Source organism: Rhizobium sp. PEPV16 (assembly GCF_008919455.1).
In the GTDB taxonomy this organism is placed as follows: Bacteria; Pseudomonadota; Alphaproteobacteria; order Rhizobiales; family Rhizobiaceae; genus Rhizobium; species Rhizobium leguminosarum_Q.
The window spans coordinates 40,024-59,145 of record NZ_VSZV01000344.1 but is presented as its reverse complement, the minus strand read 5'-3'; the positions used below and the strand labels follow the sequence as shown (position 1 = coordinate 59,145).

Here is a 19,122-nt window from a genome sequence, read left to right as displayed (position 1 = left end):
ACCATTTCGCCAAATTTAAAGGTTCTTGCAGTATGAAGGCCCGTGTCAATCGCCGGGCAAAGGGGCTATAGCGCATGCAGACGAAACAAGCGGCAGGCCGTGAACCGGCAATCCGGCATGAACAGGAAACCGCCCCGGCGACAGCGATGCGCAACATCGATTTCTCCAATATCCTCGACGTCGAGCTCCTGCAGAAGCAGTGTGACGCCGTTGCCGAGGCCAACCGGAACCGGCCCGACGTCCTGCGTGCCGATCTTCTGGCGGTGCTGAAGAAGGCGAGCATCGAAGGCCGGCAGAAGGCACGCGAGGCACTGATGGCTGATGGCGGCGGGCTCAACTGCGCCTACCGGATTTCCTGGCTGCAGGACCAGATCACCACCGTCCTCTACAATTTCGCCACCGCCCATATCTTTCCGCAGCAGAAAGACAAGTTCGCAGTGACCGCCGTCGGCGGCTACGGCCGCGACACGCTGGCGCCGGGCTCCGATATCGACCTGCTGTTCCTCTTCCTGCCGAGGCCCGCCGAAGAGACGCACAAGGCGGTCGAATTCATGCTCTACGTGCTCTGGGATATGGGCTTCAAGGTCGGCCACGCCACTCGCACGGTGGAGGAATGCATTGCGCTTTCCAAGTCCGACATGACGATCCGCACCGCCATCCTGGAAATGCGCTACATCTGCGGCCTGCAGCGGCTGGAAACCGAGCTCGAGACCCGCTTCGACAAGGAGATCGTCACCGGCACCGGGCCGGAATTCATCGCTGCCAAGCTGGCCGAGCGCGACGAGCGCCACCGCAAGGCGGGCGACACGCGTTATCTCGTCGAACCGAACGTCAAGGAAGGCAAGGGCGGGCTTCGCGACCTGCACACGCTGTTCTGGATCTCGAAATATTATTATCACGTGCGCGACCAGGCGGAGCTGGTCAAGCTCGGCGTGCTCTCCAAGCATGAATACCGCCTGCTTGAGAAAGCCGACGATTTTCTCTGGGCGGTGCGCTGCCATATGCACTTCCTGACCGGCAAGGCCGAGGAGCGCCTGTCCTTCGATATCCAGCGCGAGATCGCCGAAGCCTTCGGCTATCACACCCGCCCGGGCCTTTCGGCCGTCGAGCGCTTCATGAAGCACTATTTCCTCGTCGCCAAGGATGTCGGCGATCTCACGCGCATCCTGTGCGCTGCGCTCGAAGACCAGCAGGCGAAGTCGATCCCGGGCCTCACCGGCGTCATCAGCCGCTTCACCCATCGCAACCGCAAGATCGCCGGCAGCGTCGAATTCGTCGAAGACCGCGGCCGTATTGCGCTGGCCGACCCCGAAGTCTTCAAGCGCGATCCCGTCAACATCATTCGGCTCTTCCACGTCGCCGACATCAACGGGCTGGAATTCCATCCGGACGCGCTGAAACGCGTCACCCGTTCCCTCGCTTTGATCGACAACGCCTTGCGGGAAAACGACGAGGCGAACCGGCTGTTCCTGTCGATCCTGACGTCGAAGCGGGATCCGGCGCTCATCCTGCGCCGGATGAACGAGGCTGGCGTGCTCGGCCGCTTCATCCCCGAATTCGGCAAGATCGTCGCGATGATGCAGTTCAACATGTATCACCACTATACGGTCGACGAACATCTGATCCGCACCGTCGACATTCTCTCCGAGATCGACAAGGGGCGCGCCGAGGATCTGCATCCGCTCGCCAATAAGCTGATGCCTGGCATCGAAGACCGCGAGGCGCTTTATCTCGCCGTTCTCCTCCACGACATTGCCAAAGGCCGCCAGGAGGATCATTCGATCGCCGGGGCCCGCGTCGCCCGCAAGCTCTGCGCCCGCTTCGGCCTGTCGCAGAAGCAGACAGAAATCGTCGTCTGGCTGATCGAAGAACATCTGACCATGTCGATGGTGGCGCAGACCCGCGACCTCACCGACCGCAAGACAATCACCGATTTCGCCGACCGTGTGCAGTCTCTCGACCGGCTGAAGATGCTCTTGATCCTGACGATCTGCGATATCCGCGCCGTCGGTCCGGGTGTGTGGAACGGCTGGAAGGGTCAGTTGCTGCGCACGCTCTATTATGAGACCGAGCTGCTGCTCGCCGGCGGCTTTTCGGAGGTCTCCCGCAAGGAGCGGGCCAATGCCGCCGCCGACGCGCTGCGGGCCGCACTCGCGGACTGGAGCCAGAAGGACCGCAACATCTATACCAAGCTGCACTACCAGCCCTATCTGCTCTCCGTGCCGCTGGAAGACCAGATCCGCCATGCCCATTTCATCCGCCAGGCGGATAAGGCGGGCCAGGCGCTCGCCACGACGGTGCGCACCGACAGTTTCCACGCGATCACCGAGATCACCGTGCTGTCGCCCGACCATCCGCGGCTGCTCGCCGTCATTGCCGGCGCCTGTGCCGCGGCCGGAGCCAACATCGTCGACGCGCAGATCTTCACGACATCGGACGGACGGGCGCTCGACACGATCCATGTGAGCCGCGAATTTACCGACGATGCCGACGAGCTGCGCCGGGCCGCGACGATCGGCCGGATGATCGAGGACGTGCTGTCCGGCCGCAAGCGCCTGCCCGAGGTCATCGCCACGCGCGCGCGCAACCGCAAGAAGAGCAAGGCCTTCGTCATTCCGCCTTCGGTCAACATCACCAACAGCCTGTCGAACAAGTTCACGGTCATCGAAGTCGAATGCCTCGACCGGCCGGGACTGCTGTCGGAGATCACCGCCGTACTTTCCGATCTGTCGCTCGACATCCAGTCGGCCCGCATCACCACCTTTGGCGAGAAGGTGATCGACACCTTCTACGTCACCGATCTGGTCGGCCAGAAAATATCAGGCGACAGCAAGCGCGCCAACATCACCGCCCGGATGAAGGCCGTCATGGCCGAGGAAGAAGACGAGCTGCGCGAGCGCATGCCCTCCGGCATCATCGCACCCGCCGCCACCGCCCGGACCCCGCCCGCCGCCGACAAGAAGGCCGGTTCCCCCATATGAGCCTAAACGCATGAGCCCAAACGCATGAGCCTCGTCAAGAAATTCGCGACCGTCGGCGGCGCCACCCTCGGCAGCCGCATCTTCGGCTTCGCCCGCGAAACGCTGATGGCTGCGGCGCTCGGAACCGGACCGATGGCCGACGTCTTCTACGCCGCCTTCCGCTTTCCGAATCTCTTCCGCCGGCTGTTTGCCGAGGGCGCCTTCAACGCCGCCTTCGTGCCGCTCTTTGCCAAAGAGATCGAGGCGAACGGCACGGATGGCGCCAAACGCTTTTCGGAAGAAGTGTTCGGCGTGCTGTTTTCGGTGCTGCTTCTCATCACTATCGTGATGGAGCTTGCCATGCCGCTGCTGGTGCGCTTCGTCATCGCGCCGGGCTTTGCCGACGATCCCGAAAAATTCTCGATCACGATCCGCATGGCGGCCGTGATGTTTCCCTATCTGATGTGCATGTCGCTGACGGCGATGATGAGCGGCATGCTGAATTCGCTGCATCATTTCTTCGCCGCCGCGATAGCACCGGTCTTCCTCAACGTGGTGATGATCGGAGCGCTGTTTTATGCGCTCTATACCGGCGCCGATCCGCTGGCGACGGCCTGGTACCTCTCCTGGGGCGTTCTAGCCGCCGGCGTCCTGCAGCTTGTCGTCGTCTATGTCGGCGTGCTTGCGGCCGGCATGAGCATCGGCTTCCGTTTCCCGAAGATGACGCCGAACGTCAAGCGGCTGCTGATCCTGGCGGTGCCGGCTGCGGTGACGGGCGGCATCACCCAGATCAACCAGCTGATCGGCCAGGCGATTGCGTCGTCCCGCGACGGCGCGATCGCAGCGCTGCAATATGCCGACCGCATCTATCAGCTGCCGCTCGGCGTCGTCGGCGTCGCTGTCGGCGTGGTGCTTCTGCCGGAACTTGCCCGAGCGCTGAAGGGCGGCAACCTGCGCGAGGCCGGAAACCTGCAGAACCGCTCGATCGAATTCGTGCTGTTCCTGACGATCCCCGCCGCCTTCGCGCTCTGGATCCTGTCCGACGAGATCATCCGCGTTCTCTACGAGCGTGGCGCCTTCCATCAGGAAAACACCGCCGTTGTCGGCTCGATCCTGGCGATTTACGGCATCGGCCTGCCGGCCTTCGTGCTGATCAAGGCGTTGCAGCCCGGCTTCTATGCCCGCGAGGACACCAAGACGCCGATGCGCTTTTCGGCCATCGCGGTTGCGGCCAACTGCGCCACGGCGCTGACCCTCTTTCCCTATATGGGCGCCCCCGGCATCGCCGTTGCCGAAGCCACCGCCGGCTGGATCAGCACCGTGCTGCTGTTTGCCACGCTTTTGCGCCGTGGCCACCTGACATGGGAATGGGCGCTGGCAAAGCGTACCGCCCTGCTGATCGTCGCTGCGGCCGTCATGGGTGCGGCCATCGTCTTCCTCAAGCAATATTGGGCGCCTTGGCTTGCTTCCGGCGCGCCGCTTCTCACCAAAATCGGCACCCTCGGGCTGCTGATTGCAATCGCCATGCTGATCTATTTCGCCGCCGCTTTCCTGGTCGGCGGGGCAAATCTCGGCATGATCCGACGCAATCTGAACCGAAAGCCGGCGCCGGCAAAGGACGGGTGAGGCCAGTCGTACCACCGTGACTCTGGCTACTTGATGGCTGTGGCTTGCGACCAGACAACCATCCAACGTTCGTCATGCCGCTCATAAGTGTCGGTGTGCCAGTAGTCGTTGAGGGCGACTTTGTGGCCACCGAAGACGACCTCCAACTGAGCGCGATACCGGAGAACGGCGACACCGTCATAAAGCCGCACGGCAATTTCAGCGGGCTGCCAGGTCAGGTATTTGATCTGCCCGGAGGCGATCGCACCCAGATATTCTTCCTTTGAAAGCGTGGCACCGATCGGCGTTATCAGCTGGAAGTCCGGAGCGTGAAGCTGTCGTGCCCGAACCATATCGGCGTTGATCAGGGCACGCAGCCTCGCGCGCTCCGTTTCGCGAAGAAGGTTGGCCTGACTGGCCGATTGGGATGCGTCGACGGTCGGGATTGTCATGTCCGTTCTCCAATTGAAGCTGGAGCATGATGCCGAAAACGTCAGCGGTTTTCGGCGACATCGTGCTCTAATAATCTGATTTGTAACAGGATTCTATCCTCAGGCCGACCAGCCTAAAATCATCCTGTTCTAAGGATCGTTCAATTCTCTCGGCATAGGCGGCGACTATGATGCAGTCACTGGCCGTCGCGTTGCCGGTTCTCCATTCGAGGTCGGCACCAATCCCAAGTCGATGAGGCTTTGGGCGCTGGCGCGGATGCATTGCTCTTCTGGACGTGAGCGCCACCCGAGGACGCGGTGGGCTTTTGCTGCACTGACACTAAGATCGCGATTGAGCTCATGAACAATGGTTCGTGCATCGGGGTCGGATTGCGCCATGACCCTGACGATCTCGTCAGAGACTTCGCGTGACGGCAGGCGGGAGGCATGGTCCGGAAAGGAATGAGCAAGAATGGCCACAAGGTCCTTGAGCCAGAAAAACCGTCCACCGATGATGAACCGTTGGCCGCCGGCAGCAGGATTGGTCATCGCTCGAATGTGGGCATCGGCGGTATCGCGCACATCCACGACGGAGAAGCCAAAGCGCGGGATACCGTTGAATCGTCCCGTCATCAAATGGTGGATCAATCCAACAGACGTCCCGAAATTCGGCCCGAGCAACGGCCCGAGGATCGTGCTTGGATTGATCACGGCCAGATCGAGCCCGACTTCATGAGCAAAGGCCCAGGCGGCCCGCTCAGTCAGCGTCTTGGATTTGTAATAGGGCGTCGCCCGCGGGCTTTCCGGGTCGGTCCAATTCTCTTCGGTAAAGGGCGCCTGCCCGTCGCCATGGTTGGTGGCAGCTATGGAGGATGTCAGAACCACACGTTTGACTTGTGCCCGATGCGCCTCGCGAAGCACGCGCAACGCACCGTCGCGGGCTGTCTGGATCAGTGCATTCGCATTTTCAGGATATCCCGGAGGGAAAGGCGATGCGGTGTGAATGACATAGTCGCATCCTTCGACAGCCGCAGCCCAACCGCCATCGCTATCAAGATCGGCCTGCACCAGACTGAGGTTTTGCAGTTGCCCGTCAGTGTGCGCTCCAAGCAGACCGACCGTCGCAGCGCTTGTACCGGTGCTGCGCAGGCTTCCTCTGACCCGATACCCCTGCTTGAGCAACTGCAAGGCAATGTGGCCTGCGAGAAATCCGCCAATGCCGGTCACCAGTACGTTGGCGCCATTAGAATTATCTGACGTGATACTCATGGGTATCTCCTGACTGCGCACCGATGCGCCTTCATCGACTTAGACAGATATACATTATTTGTCTACTCGTCTTTTGACAGAATGGTCACAAAATGCCAGTCTGTCCAAATGACGCAGACTAATCGAAAAATCGCCCAAATCCTGGATGCCGCCCTGCCGGTGTTCGTGCGTTTCGGCTTTCGCAAGACGTCCATGGCCGACATTGCGCGCGCCGCAGGTATTTCGCGAGCATCGCTCTATCTGAGTTTCAACAGCAAGGAAGAGCTTTTCCGAGCCGGCTCGATGCGGGCGCATACTCGCGCATTGGATGAGGTGGGAGCGGCTCTGGCAGGACAGGGGAACGCGTTTGACCGCATGGAAATGGCCATAGCAGTGTTTCAGCGGGAGTTAATCGCCCCTTTTGGCGGCAGTTCCGATGCAGAAGAACTGTTTGCCGCCAATATGGCCTTGGCTGCGGATATCACGCTCGACGCGCGGACACGGCTATTGACTATGCTGACACAGACGCTGAATGCCGCTGCGGAAGCCAAGGAAATCGATCTCGAACCACTGCAGGCCTCGCCTCATCAACTGGCCAATATCATGATGGCTGCAATGGACGGGATCAAACACGCGCAATGGAATGGCTCCAGCCTCGATGACGATACAAAACTATTCATGCGCCTCCTGCGGGCGGCGGTGACGACGCGGAGCGGCCAATAGAGGCGGTCACGGCAGGTTTTTTCGCGGCCACTGAATCGACGATCCTTAAGCCGGAATGGGAAAAGGCGGACCGCATGATCCCTCAGCAATCCACCCATCGTCGCTGCGGTCCAACGTCGACATGAATGATGCCATTGCAGTAGCTGCCGATGCCGCCGATGCCTGGCGCGCTTCTTGCAGCAGCAATGATCGTGCGCTCCGACAGGCCGGGCATCCTGAAATCGGCTGCCAGACATTTCCCGTGCAGGGACCCATGGCGGCGGGGATGCGGCCTGTGGCCCGAGGTTATCACAGGGCGGCGGCCGGTCTTCGCAGCAATATGCGACAGGATCGCCCGCAGGCGCCCTGGAAAGCAGCCGGCACGAACGCTGACGGTCTGGACCGTGTAGGCGAGACGTGCCTGAGGTTTTGCAAGATGAACGGCATGCCTTTTCATGTCTTGACCGACGGCACCCGTTGCTGATTGAAGGGCGAAAAGGCCTGCCATGGCAAGCAAAATTGCGTTCTGCATGGTCGCTCCTATCGGCTATCGCAGCGACCCCAACGGCGCCGGCACCAGGCGCAGGATTTTCGGTTCAAAAAAAGCTTTTCTGTGAAATTTTATACTCAATTATGACTAAGGCGGTTGATCAATTCGGCTTAAATTCTAGGTAATTGCGACTCAAAACTGGAATAAACATCTCAAACGCGAGGCAGCACCTGGTGATCCAGTCTCTTTTCCTCGTCACCCTCGTGGTCGACGATTACGACCGCGCCAAGGCTTTTTACTGCGATAGTCTTGGTTTCGATTGCCTTCAGGACGAGCTGCAGCCGGAGGGCAAGCGCTGGGTAGTTGTGAAGCCGAGGGGTGGGGATGGAGCCGCCTTTCTGCTGGCGCAGGCGGCAGACGAGACGCAGCGCGCGGCCATCGGCAATCAGACCGGCGGGCGTGTCGGCTTCTTTCTGAAGACCGACGATTTCGCCCGCGACCATGCCGCGATGCTGGCAGTCGGCGTGCGCTTTCTGGAAGAGCCGCGTCACGAGGTCTACGGCACGGTGGCGGTGTTTGCGGATCCCTACGGCAACACTTTCGATCTGATCCAGCACACTGCCGCCTGAACCCCTTGATTGCGACCGATTGCCCGTGCATAAGCCGCGGCGTTAACAAGATGGGCGAAAAGCCCTGCTGCATTCTGCAGCAATTTAAACTGTGACAGCGTGGGCCCTCCACCAGCCTATTGAGGACGACATGAGCGAATTCAAGAAACTCGTATTCTCCGGCGTGCAGCCGACCGGCAATCTGCATCTCGGCAATTATCTCGGCGCGATCCGCCGGTTCGTGGCGCTGCAGGAAGGCAATGACTGCATCTACTGCGTCGTCGACATGCATGCGCTCACCGCCCAGCTCGTGCATGAGGACATGCCGGGCCAGACGCGCTCGATCGCCGCCGCCTTCATCGCCGCCGGCATCGATCCGGAAAAACATATCGTCTTCAATCAGTCGGCCGTGCCGCAGCATGCCGAACTCGCCTGGATCTTCAACTGCGTCGCCCGCATCGGCTGGATGAACCGGATGACGCAGTTCAAGGACAAGGCCGGCAAGGACCGCGAGCAGGCCTCGCTCGGGCTCTACGCCTATCCGAGCCTGATGGCCGCCGACATTCTCGTCTATCGCGCCACGCATGTGCCTGTTGGTGAGGACCAGAAGCAGCATCTGGAGCTTGCCCGCGACATCGCGATGAAGTTCAACCTCGACTATGCCGAGCATATCAGCAGGACCGGCTACGGCGTCGACATCACCGTCGGCAACGAGCTGGTGCATGCCTATTTCCCGATGGTCGAGCCGTTGATCGGCGGGCCGGCGCCGCGTGTCATGTCGCTGCGCGACGGCACCAAGAAAATGTCGAAGTCGGACCCCTCCGATCTCTCGCGCATCAACCTGATGGACGACGAGGACGCGATCTCGAAGAAGATCCGCAAGGCCAAGACCGATCCGGATGGTTTGCCGAGCGAGATCGACGGGCTGCAGGGCCGTCCGGAAGCCGACAATCTCGTGGCGATCTATGCCGCACTCGCCGACAAGTCGAAGGCGGACGTGCTCGCCGAATTCGGCGGCCAGCAATTCTCCGTCTTCAAGCCGGCGCTGGTCGACCTGGCAATCAACGTGCTGGCGCCGATCACCGGCGAAATGCGCCGGCTGATGGACGATACCAGCCATATCGACGCGATCCTGCGCAAGGGCGGCGAACGCGCCAGGGCACGCGCCGAAGTGACCATGCGCCAGGTGCGCGACGTCATCGGCTTCCTCTATTGAGATAAATCTCCTCTTCTCCCTGTCGCGGGAGAAGGGGCCCTCCCCTGGGGGAGAAGAGAATCTTCCGCGAGGGGAAGAGGAAAAACTGGACTTGCAAATTTTCCGCTTCGGGTGTCAGAGTCCGCGCCATGGTATCGAAGCGACTCTCACGGCTCGAAGGTCATCGCCGCAAATTCATGGCGGTGATCGACGGTACACCCGAATGCCAACGCGCCGTTCATTATGCCGGCCGGCGCGCGAAGAATTCCAATGGCGGGCTGGTGCTGCTCTACGTGATCCCGGATGGGGATTTCCAGCAATGGCTCGGCGTCGAAGAGATCATGCGGGCCGAAGCGCGTGAGGAGGCCGAGGCGGTGGTTGCCAAGATCGCCCAGATCGTGCGCGAGACCATCGGCATCGAGCCCGAGGTCGTCATCCGCGAGGGCGGCGCTGCCGAACAGATCAACGCCGTGATCGAGGAAGACCGCGATGTAGCGATCCTGGTTCTGGCCGCCGGTTCGGCGAAGGAAGGTCCAGGGCCGCTGGTTTCCTCGGTTGCCGGTCGCGCGGCGGCGTTTCCGATCCCGGTCACCGTGCTGCCGGATACTCTGACCAACGAGGAAATCGACGCCCTTTGCTAGAGCATGATGCCGAAAAGTATGAGCGGTTTTCGGACGACATCATGCTCTAACTATATAATGTAGAACAGGATTCAGATTTTATGCCAACGGGCCTAAAATCATCCTGTTCTGGCATTTCTTGAGTACAAGTCTCTTGATTAGAGCCGTCAATCGGCTTATCTTCTTTTGAAGAATTCTAAAGACGGCCGAGACCATGGGCCGGCCGCATGGAGAATCAGATGTTCATTCAGACCGAAGCCACGCCGAACCCCGCCACGCAGAAGTTCCTGCCGGGCAAGGTGGTGATGGAAAACGGCACGGCCGAGTTCCGCAGCGCCGAAGAAGCTCAAGCTTCGCCGCTCGCTGCCCGCCTGTTCGAAATATCCGGCGTCACCGGCGTCTATTTCGGCTATGATTTCATTTCCGTCTCCAAGGACAATGCCGACTGGCAGCATCTTAAGCCGGCTATATTAGGCTCGATCATGGAGCACTTCATGTCCGGCAAGCCGGTCATGGGCGATGCCTCCATCCTTTCCGAAGACGCCGATGCCGGCGATGAATTCTTCGACGAAGGCGATGAATCGATCGTGCTGACCATCAAGGAGCTTCTGGAGACCCGCGTACGCCCGGCCGTTGCCCAGGATGGCGGCGACATCACCTTCCGCGGCTTCAAGGATGGCAAGGTCTATCTGAACATGAAGGGTTCCTGCGCCGGCTGCCCGTCTTCGACGGCAACGCTGAAGCACGGCGTCCAGAACCTGCTGCGCCATTTCGTTCCGGAAGTGCAGGAAGTGATTGCCGCTTAAAAATCTTGAATTCGTCCAGCCGTTCATCTCAGGTTCGGCCGAACGGATTTATCGATAGGCGACACTGGTTTATTCGGAAATTGATGGCATGATCATTCTGGCGCTCGACACGGCAGGTGTGGACTGCGCTGCCGCCGTCTATGACAGCGGCAGGGATACGGTGCTGGGGGAGGCATCGGACATGATCGGCAAGGGGCATGCTGAACATCTGATTGGTATCGTCGATCGCGCACTCGATCAGGCGGGACTGACCCTTTCGGATGTCGACCGCCTTGCCGTCACCATCGGTCCCGGCTCCTTTACCGGTATCCGCGTCGGCGTTGCCGCAGCCCGCGGTTTTGCGCTTTCCCTCAATGTGCCGGCCGTCGGCGTCACCACGCTCCAAGTTATGGCATCAGCCCAGCGCGACAAGACGCCTCATCGCGCCGTGCTGGCGGCGATGGATGCCAAGCGGGACGAAATCTACCTCCAGTCCTTCGCGGCCGACGGTTCGCCCCTCGACACGCCACGGGCAGTCAGCGTTGCGGAAGCGCGGGTTTTTGCCGCCGGTTTCGACGGCGAGATTACCGGTTCGGCGACGCCGCTCCTCAAGGCCGACACCTTCGGCGATCACACCAACAGGTATCCAATCTCCGTCGTGGCGCGCCTGGGCGCTGCCGCCTCCCCCGATGCCGGAAAGCCGAAGCCCCTTTATCTGCGCGGACCCGATGCCAAGCCGCAGGCCGGGTACGCGATTGCGCGACGAGTATGACGATGCTGGAAAGCTATCTGACGCTGAAACCGGAATTCGAGATCATCGCCATGGAGCGCGAGGATTGCCGCGATGTTGCCGCCCTGCACGGCGAGCGGTTCGCCCGGCCCTGGGGCGACGGTGAATTTCACGGGCTGCTGATGCAGGATACCGTCTTCGGCTTCGTCGCGCGCCAGACCAATGCCTTCCTGAAAAAGCCGCTTCCGGGGTTCATTCTCGCCCGCCATGTCGCCGGCGAGGCGGAGATCCTGACGATTGCCGTGCAGGCGAAGGTCGCCCGTGCCGGACTTGGCTGGCGGCTGATGCAGGCGGCGATGCGGGAAGCGCGGTCGCGCGGCGGCGAGAGCATGTTTCTCGAGGTCGACAACGGCAATACGGCAGCGCTTGGCCTCTACCGCAAGCTCGGCTTCGAAAAGGTCGGCGAACGTCAGGGTTACTACAGACAAGAAAACGGCGCCCTCTCCACGGCGCTTGTCATGAAGCGCGTTCTTCGGTAGTTCCCTGGCAGCGAGATAACATGCAGGCCGGCGCAAATGCCCCAGCGGCGTTGTCGAAACACGAATATCTCTATAGGCCGGCGATGACTGATGTAGCCAAGACCCTTGAGGAGCTTTGCACCGAACGCGGCATGCGCATGACCGAGCAGCGCCGCGTGATCGCGCGCATCCTGGAAGACTCGGAAGACCATCCCGACGTCGAAGAACTCTACCGCCGCTCGGTGAAAGTCGATGCGAAGATCTCGATCTCGACCGTCTATCGCACCGTGAAACTGTTCGAGGATGCCGGCATTATCGCCCGCCACGACTTCCGCGACGGGCGCTCGCGTTACGAAACGGTGCCGGAAGAACACCACGACCATCTCATCGACCTGAAGACCGGCACGGTCATCGAATTCCGCTCGCCGGAGATCGAAGCGCTGCAGGAGCGTATCGCCCGCGAGCACGGCTTCCGGCTGGTCGATCATCGGCTGGAGCTCTACGGCGTCCCGTTGAAGAAAGAAGACCTCTGAAGCAATGGCCGCCCGGGAGCCCAGCATTTGATCGCCTGGCTGCGCATCGCCTTCGCCGCGATCGTCATCCTTGCGGTCAGCATCGTGCTCATGCCGCTGCAGCTGCTGGCGCTGCGCTTCGACTGGCGGCTGCGCCGCCGGCTTCCACGCGTCTGGCACCGTATCGTCTGCTATTGTCTCGGCATCCGTGTCCGCGTCACGGGCAAGCTGGAAGATCGCCGGCCGCTGATGCTCTGTTCCAACCATTCCTCCTGGCTTGATATCATGGTGTTGTCGGCCGTTGCCGACGTCGCCTTCATTGCCAAGATCGAGGTGAGCGACTGGCCGATCTTCGGCACGCTCGCCAAGCTGCAGAAGAGCGTCTTCGTCGTGCGCGAGGAGCGGCGCAAGACCGGCCACCAGGCAAACGAGATCGCCGGACGCATGGCCGACGGCGAGATCGTCGTACTCTTTCCCGAAGGCACGACCTCGGATGGGAACCGGCTACTGGAGGTCAAGTCGTCGCTGTTCGGCGCCGCGGCGATGGCTGTGCCTTATTCACCGACGGGAACGGTCGTGGTGCAGCCGGTGGCTGTTGCCTATACCAGGGTGCACGGCATCGCCATGGGGCGCTATCATCGGCCGCTCGCCGCCTGGCCGGGTGATATCGAGCTGCTGCCGCATCTCATTGACATCGTGCGCTGCGGCGCCATCGACGCCGAGGTTTCCTTCGGCGAGGCGGTAGATTACCGCGCCGAGACCAGCCGCAAGGAGGTGAGCGCGACAATCGCCATGCGCATCCGCAACCTCCTGAACAGCCGCTTGCGCGGGCGCGAAATCTCCTAGCAGGCTGCTAGAACAAGATTTCGATTTTCTCCGGCGGCAAAAACCACTAAATAGCGCGCCATGACACAGGACAGCGCCCTTCTCCAGGCCCCGGAATCGACACCCCGCGATGGCAGCAACAGCCGCAAGGTCTTCATCAAGACCTATGGCTGCCAGATGAACGTCTACGATTCGACGCGCATGAGCGATGCGCTCGCCCGCGACGGCTATGAGCCGACGGAAGATATGGAAGAGGCGGACCTCGTTCTCCTCAACACCTGCCATATCCGCGAGAAGGCGGCCGAGAAGGTCTATTCGGCGCTCGGACGGCTGCGCGATATGAAAAAGAAGAAGGCGGCGGACGGCCGGGAGATGATGATCGGCGTTGCCGGCTGCGTCGCCCAGGCCGAAGGCGAGGAGATCCTGCGCCGCGCACCCGCCGTCGACGTCGTCATCGGGCCGCAGACCTATCATCGCCTGCCGGAAGCGCTACGCCTGGCCAAACAAGGCCAGCGCGTCGTCGATACGGAATATGCGATCGAGGACAAGTTCGAGCATCTGCCGATCGCCGAGAGCCGAAGGATCCGCGCCCGCGGCGTCACCGCCTTCCTGACGGTGCAGGAAGGCTGCGACAAATTCTGCACCTTCTGCGTCGTGCCCTATACACGCGGCTCGGAAGTGTCGCGGCCGGTTTCCCAGATCGTCGAGGAAGCCGAAAAGCTCGCCGACAGCGGGGTGCGCGAGATCACCCTGCTCGGGCAGAACGTCAACGCCTGGCACGGCGCCGGACCGCGGGACGAGGCATGGAGCCTCGGCGACCTGCTCTACCGGCTGGCCGAGATCCCCGGCCTTGCGCGGCTGCGCTATACCACAAGCCATCCGCGCGACATGGACGACCGGCTGATCAATGCCCATCGCGACCTCAGCGCACTGATGCCCTATCTGCACCTGCCGGTGCAATCGGGCTCGGACCGCATCCTGAAAGCGATGAACCGGCGCCACACGGCCGCCGAATATCTGGCGCTGATCGAGCGCATCCGCACGGTGCGGCCCGACATTGCGCTGTCGGGCGATTTCATCACCGGCTTTCCGGGGGAGACAGATGAGGATTTTAAGGATACATTGAGACTTGTGGAGGAGGTCCGTTATGCACAGGCCTTCTCGTTCAAATACTCGACACGGCCGGGCACGCCCGGCGCGGAGCTGAAGGACCAGGTGCCGGAAGAGATCAAGGCAGAACGGCTGGAACGCCTGCAAATGCTTCTCCTGAAGCAGCAGCAGGAATTTGCCGAATCCTGCATCGGCAAAGAGATCGACCTGTTGCTCGAAAAGCCCGGTCGCATGCCGGAACAACTAATCGGACGTTCTCCCTGGCTTCAATCAGTGAATGTTGATGCAAAAGCATCGCAAATCGGTGACATTATTAAAGTGCGAATCACAGGGACCGGAACAAACAGCCTGTTTGCCGAACGTGCAGAGGCTGCGGTCTAACCCAAGGAGCCCGACCGCTTGAACGGACAAGAATTGGTTTCTTCTTCACCGCGCCACCCCCGCACGCCGAGCGATACCAATCACTTCGTCCTGACGTTCGAGAACAACCGGTTCGCCAGCGAGCTCTTTGGTCAATTCGACCAAAACCTCAAGCTGCTCGAGCAACGGCTGAACATCGATGCGCGGGCACGCGGCAATTCGGTCGTCATCACCGGCGATATCGTGACCACCAATCAGGCGCGGCGCACGCTCGACTATCTCTATGAAAAACTTCAGAAAGGCGGCAGCGTGGAACGATCCGACGTCGAGGGTGCAATCCGCATGGCGGTCGCCGCCGACGATCAGCTCAGCCTGCCGACCATGGAGCGCAAGGCCAAGCTGACGATGGCGCAGGTTTCCACGCGCAAGAAGACGATCATCGCCCGCACGCCGATGCAGGACGCCTACATCAGGGCACTGGAACGCGCCGAGCTTGTCTTCGGCGTCGGCCCGGCCGGCACCGGCAAGACCTATCTCGCCGTCGCCCATGCCGCCCAGCTGCTGGAGCGCGGCGCGGTCGAAAAGATCATCCTGTCGCGCCCGGCCGTCGAGGCCGGCGAACGCCTCGGCTTCCTGCCCGGAGACATGAAGGAAAAGGTCGATCCCTATCTTCGCCCGCTCTATGATGCGCTCTACGACATGATCCCTGCCGACAAGGTCGACCGGGCGATCACCGCCGGCGTCATCGAAATCGCGCCGCTCGCCTTCATGCGCGGCCGCACGCTCGCCAACGCCGCCATCATCCTCGACGAAGCGCAGAACACCACGTCGATGCAGATGAAGATGTTCCTGACGCGTCTCGGCGAAAATGCGCGCATGATCGTCACCGGCGACCCGAGCCAGATCGATCTGCCGCGCGGCGTCAAATCCGGCCTCGTCGAGGCCCTGCAGCTTCTGAACGGCGTCGAGGGCATCTCGATCGTGCGCTTCACGGATACCGACGTCGTCCGCCACCCGCTGGTCGGGCGCATCGTCAGGGCCTATGATTCCACCTATGCCGTCGCCGAAGACGTCAGCCGGCAGGGCTAATGGCCGAACTCGACATCCAGATCAGCGTCGAGGACATCGGCTGGCCCGGCGAGGAGACGCTGCTGTCGTTTTGCGAACGTGTGCTTGGCGCCGCCACGATCTATCTCCGCGACAGCGAGAAGCAGCCCTTCCCGACGATGCCGCCCGAGGTTTCGCTTGTTTTCACCGACGATGCCTCGATCCAGGACATCAATGCCGAATGGCGCGGCAAGGACAAGGCGACCAACGTGCTCTCCTTTCCGGCCTTTCCGGTTCAGCCCGGCAAGATGCCCGGCCCTATGCTCGGCGACATCATCATCGCCCGGGAGACGCTCGAGCGGGAAGCGGCCGAGCTCGAAAAGAGTTTCGACGACCACCTGACCCATCTTCTGGTGCACGGTTTCTTGCATCTTCTCGGCTACGACCATATGAATAGTGCCGAAGCCGAAATTATGGAGGGGTTGGAGACTCGCATTTTGGCGCAGCTCGGCCTATCTGATCCCTACGAGGGTCAAGACCTTAAAATGGAACCATGAGCGACTTTACGACGAAGCCGGCGGCAGACGCCAAGGACTCCGAGCCATCCTCCTCTTCGGACGAGGCAGGCAGTAGTAGTCGGCCATCCGGCCGATCGCAATCCTTCTGGTCGCGCGCCGCGCGCATCCTTCGCCCGCAGCAGGGCTCGCGATTGCGCGAGGATCTCGCCGACGCGCTTATGACAGATGCAGCCGGCGACGACGCCTTTTCGCCCGACGAACGGGCGATGCTCAACAACATACTGCGTTTTCGCGAGGTGCGCGTCGCCGACGTGATGGTGCCGCGCGCCGATATCGAGGCGGTCGACCAGAACATCACCATCGGCGAGCTGATGATCCTCTTCGAGGAATCCGGCCGCTCGCGCATGCCTGTCTATGCCGATACGCTCGACGATCCGCGCGGCATGGTGCATATCCGCGACCTGCTCTCCTATGTCGCCAAGCAGGCGCGCAATAAGCGCCGTGCCCCGGCGAAGCCGGCCGTTGCCGTGCCGGCGATCGAGGTCGCGCCCGAAAATATCCAGAAGACCACGCGTTCGGCCAAGCCGAATTTCGATCTCGCCCGCGTCGACCTGCAAAAGACGCTGGCCGAGGCCGGCATCATCCGCAAGATCCTGTTCGTGCCGCCGTCCATGCTGGCGTCCGACCTGTTGCGCCGGATGCAGGTGAACCGCACGCAGATGGCGCTCGTCATCGACGAATATGGCGGCACCGACGGGCTTGCCTCGCATGAAGATATCGTCGAAATGGTGGTCGGCGACATCGACGACGAACATGACGACGAAGAAGTGATGTTCAAGCGCGTCGCCGAGGACATGTTCATCGCCGACGCCCGCGTCGAGCTGGAAGAGATCGCCCAAGCGATCGGGCCGGATTTCGACATCAGCGAACAGGTCGACGAGGTCGATACGCTGGGCGGCCTGATTTTCTCGGCACTCGGCCGCATCCCGGTGCGCGGCGAGGTCGTCCAGGCGCTGCCGGGCTTCGAATTCCACATCCTCGACGCCGATCCGCGCCGCATCAAGCGGCTGCGCATCACCCGTAAGCGCCACGCGATCCGCCGCCGCGCCAAGGCGGATGGCGGCTCCGAGGCCGGCGACGACCGGCCTGCGGAATCGACCGCCAACTGACAGGACCCAACTGACGGGACAAAGAGCCGCTTTTTTGAAAGACTGCGAATGGGTTGATTCGCGGTTTGATGGGAGTGCGCATGGAGCGGCTTGCGGACAGGGTTATCCTCGTCTGGGGTTTCAAACGGTCGCTGCTGGCTATCGCCGCCGGGGCATTCGCGGTTCTGGCGCTGCCGCCCATCGGCTTTTTCGCGGCGATGTTCGTTTCCTTCACCCTCCTCGTCTGGCTGATCGATGGGGCGGCGGCTTCGCCTGAAAGCGGCCTGATCGGCAGGCTGTGGCCGGCGTTTGCCACCGGCTGGCTGTTCGGCTTCGGCTATTTCGTCGCCGGCCTCTGGTGGCTCGGCCATGCGCTGCTGATCGATCAGGAAGAATTCGCCTGGGCGCTGCCGCTGGCAATCCTCGGGCTGCCGGCCTGCCTTGCGATCTTCTACGGCCTGGCAGCCGCCCTTGCCCGCATCGTCTGGTCTGATGGCATGGGGCGGATCGCCGCGCTTGCGGCAGGCTTCGGGCTGATGGAATGGCTTCGAAGCTTCGTCCTCACCGGCTTTCCCTGGAACGCCATCGGCTACGGCATCATGCCGGTTCCGCTGATGATGCAGTCGGCGCATGTGATCGGAGCGATGGGCGTAACGGCCCTTGCCGTCTTCGTCTTTTCTGCGCCTGCCCTTGCCGGGACGCGGCAAGGGGCACGGACGGGCATCGCGCTCGCCGCCCTCTTCTTTGCCGCCCATCTCGGTTATGGCGCCTATGCTCTCCATCTCGCGCCGCGGCCGGACACATTGCCTGAGGACAAGCGGCCGGTGGTGCGGCTGGTGCAGCCGGCGATCGACCAGACAGCGAAAATGGATAACGACGTCGACCGCGCCGCGATCTTCGAGACACATCTGAAGCTGTCGGCCGAAGCGCCTGAGAATGGCGGGCGCAAGCCCGATATCATCGTCTGGCCGGAAACGTCGATCCCCTTCATCCTGACCGACAATCAGGATGCGCTGACGCGGATCGCCGATACGCTCGACGACAATCAGATCCTGATCGCCGGCGCCGTTCGCGCCGAGGAGATGGGACCAGGCACGCCGCCGCGCTACTATAATTCCATCTACGTGATCGACGGCCGCGGCCAGATCATCGCCGCCTCCGATAAGGTGCATCTGGTGCCCTTCGGCGAATATCTGCCCTTCGAGGACGTGCTCACCGAATTCGGTATCCAGAACGTCGTCGAGATACCGGGCGGCTTTTCGGCCGCGGCAAACCGGCACCTGCTGGCGCTGCCCGGCGGGCTCAATCTCTATCCGCTGATTTGCTATGAGATCATTTTTCCCGGCGAAATGACCGGTGACATAAAAGACGCCAACGCGATCCTCAATATCACCAATGATGCCTGGTTTGGCGTGACGCCCGGCCCCTACCAGCATTTCCAGCAGGCGCGGGTGCGGGCTGTCGAAACCGGCCTGCCGCTGATTCGCGACGCCAATAGCGGCATTTCAGCGCTGGTGAATGCGCATGGGGAAATTATTGCGGGCCTCGATCTTGGAGAAACCGGCTTCGTCGATGCAACGCTCGATAGCATCGGCGATGGAGTCGGAACGGCATCCCCCCGGCAAGCATACTTCTGGTTGATCGAGGCGCTGCTGATTTTGATTGCGCTAATTTCTCGCAGAGGTTTTATTTCCGGGTTGAATTGACCAA

The 19,122-nt window shown here is 61.5% G+C and carries 19 protein-coding genes; 16 read left to right on the top strand and 3 right to left on the bottom strand.

Annotated elements, in window-relative coordinates; genetic code table 11:
* Positions 1 to 74 precede the first annotated feature (74 nt).
* Positions 75 to 2,981, top strand: a complete 2,907-nt coding sequence (locus tag FY112_RS27750) for a [protein-PII] uridylyltransferase (RefSeq protein WP_151519768.1) — start codon at positions 75 to 77, stop codon at positions 2,979 to 2,981.
* 24 nt (positions 2,982 to 3,005) lie between these two features.
* Complete coding sequence (gene murJ, locus FY112_RS27745) at positions 3,006 to 4,586, top strand: murein biosynthesis integral membrane protein MurJ (protein WP_151519767.1); 1,581 nt, start codon at positions 3,006 to 3,008, stop codon at positions 4,584 to 4,586.
* Between the two features lie 26 nt (positions 4,587 to 4,612).
* On the opposite strand, the gene FY112_RS27740 is transcribed toward murJ, so the two are convergent.
* Both FY112_RS27740 and FY112_RS27735 read right to left on the bottom strand, forming a co-directional pair.
* Positions 4,613 to 5,017 carry a nuclear transport factor 2 family protein gene (locus tag FY112_RS27740; protein WP_151519766.1) on the bottom strand — a complete coding sequence of 135 codons (405 nt, stop codon included), beginning with the start codon at positions 5,015 to 5,017 and terminating at the stop codon, positions 4,613 to 4,615.
* Positions 5,018 to 5,182: 165 nt separating this feature from the next.
* Complete coding sequence (locus tag FY112_RS27735) at positions 5,183 to 6,265, bottom strand: aldehyde reductase (RefSeq protein ID WP_151519765.1); 1,083 nt, start codon at positions 6,263 to 6,265, stop codon at positions 5,183 to 5,185.
* Positions 6,266 to 6,373: 108 nt separating this feature from the next.
* Between FY112_RS27735 and FY112_RS27730 the strand changes: the two genes are divergently transcribed.
* Positions 6,374 to 6,967 carry a TetR/AcrR family transcriptional regulator gene (locus tag FY112_RS27730; protein ID WP_246700761.1) on the top strand — a complete coding sequence of 198 codons (594 nt, stop codon included), beginning with the start codon at positions 6,374 to 6,376 and terminating at the stop codon, positions 6,965 to 6,967.
* 82 nt (positions 6,968 to 7,049) lie between these two features.
* Here the strand turns inward: FY112_RS27730 and FY112_RS27725 are convergent, their stop codons facing one another.
* Complete coding sequence (locus tag FY112_RS27725; protein ID WP_151519763.1) at positions 7,050 to 7,478, bottom strand: D-Ala-D-Ala carboxypeptidase family metallohydrolase; 429 nt, start codon at positions 7,476 to 7,478, stop codon at positions 7,050 to 7,052.
* A 188-nt stretch (positions 7,479 to 7,666) separates the two neighbouring features.
* Here FY112_RS27725 and FY112_RS27720 point away from each other — a divergent pair, with 188 nt between their 5' ends.
* From FY112_RS27720 to lnt, 13 genes are all read left to right on the top strand, one after another.
* Positions 7,667 to 8,065, top strand: a complete 399-nt coding sequence (locus FY112_RS27720; RefSeq protein WP_151519778.1) for a VOC family protein — start codon at positions 7,667 to 7,669, stop codon at positions 8,063 to 8,065.
* A 130-nt stretch (positions 8,066 to 8,195) separates the two neighbouring features.
* A complete protein-coding gene (gene trpS, locus FY112_RS27715; RefSeq protein WP_151519762.1) occupies positions 8,196 to 9,260 on the top strand; it encodes a tryptophan--tRNA ligase in 1,065 nt (354 codons plus the stop codon).
* Between the two features lie 128 nt (positions 9,261 to 9,388).
* On the top strand, positions 9,389 to 9,880 hold the full coding sequence (locus FY112_RS27710; protein WP_003544884.1) for a universal stress protein: 492 nt from the start codon (positions 9,389 to 9,391) through the stop codon (positions 9,878 to 9,880).
* 218 nt (positions 9,881 to 10,098) lie between these two features.
* On the top strand, positions 10,099 to 10,665 hold the full coding sequence (locus FY112_RS27705) for a NifU family protein (RefSeq protein WP_017958704.1): 567 nt from the start codon (positions 10,099 to 10,101) through the stop codon (positions 10,663 to 10,665).
* A gap of 88 nt (positions 10,666 to 10,753) precedes the next feature.
* Positions 10,754 to 11,416, top strand: coding sequence for a tRNA (adenosine(37)-N6)-threonylcarbamoyltransferase complex dimerization subunit type 1 TsaB (gene tsaB / locus FY112_RS27700; RefSeq protein WP_151519761.1), 663 nt, complete (start codon positions 10,754 to 10,756; stop codon positions 11,414 to 11,416).
* A complete protein-coding gene (locus FY112_RS27695) occupies positions 11,413 to 11,913 on the top strand; it encodes an N-acetyltransferase (protein WP_017958702.1) in 501 nt (166 codons plus the stop codon). The genes tsaB and FY112_RS27695 overlap by 4 nt, the downstream gene beginning before the upstream one ends.
* A gap of 83 nt (positions 11,914 to 11,996) precedes the next feature.
* Complete coding sequence (locus FY112_RS27690) at positions 11,997 to 12,425, top strand: Fur family transcriptional regulator (protein WP_003544875.1); 429 nt, start codon at positions 11,997 to 11,999, stop codon at positions 12,423 to 12,425.
* A 27-nt stretch (positions 12,426 to 12,452) separates the two neighbouring features.
* Positions 12,453 to 13,250, top strand: coding sequence for a 1-acyl-sn-glycerol-3-phosphate acyltransferase (locus FY112_RS27685; RefSeq protein ID WP_017958700.1), 798 nt, complete (start codon positions 12,453 to 12,455; stop codon positions 13,248 to 13,250).
* Between the two features lie 60 nt (positions 13,251 to 13,310).
* Entirely contained in the window at positions 13,311 to 14,720 is a 1,410-nt protein-coding gene (gene miaB / locus FY112_RS27680; RefSeq protein WP_151519760.1) for a tRNA (N6-isopentenyl adenosine(37)-C2)-methylthiotransferase MiaB, read from the top strand.
* Positions 14,721 to 14,738: 18 nt separating this feature from the next.
* The gene (locus tag FY112_RS27675) at positions 14,739 to 15,788 is read left to right on the top strand and encodes a PhoH family protein (RefSeq protein WP_025392894.1); all 1,050 of its coding nucleotides are present in this window, start codon (positions 14,739 to 14,741) and stop codon (positions 15,786 to 15,788) included.
* Positions 15,788 to 16,303 (top strand): rRNA maturation RNase YbeY, encoded by a 516-nt coding sequence (gene ybeY / locus FY112_RS27670; RefSeq protein ID WP_017958697.1) that lies wholly within the window; start codon positions 15,788 to 15,790, stop codon positions 16,301 to 16,303. Before FY112_RS27675 ends, ybeY begins: the two co-directional genes overlap by 1 nt.
* Positions 16,300 to 17,433: a hemolysin family protein gene (locus FY112_RS27665; protein ID WP_027669322.1), complete on the top strand. Its 1,134-nt coding sequence runs from the start codon at positions 16,300 to 16,302 to the stop codon at positions 17,431 to 17,433. Before ybeY ends, FY112_RS27665 begins: the two co-directional genes overlap by 4 nt.
* 80 nt (positions 17,434 to 17,513) lie before the next feature.
* A complete protein-coding gene (gene lnt, locus FY112_RS27660; protein ID WP_151519759.1) occupies positions 17,514 to 19,118 on the top strand; it encodes an apolipoprotein N-acyltransferase in 1,605 nt (534 codons plus the stop codon).
* Positions 19,119 to 19,122: the final 4 nt, after the last annotated feature.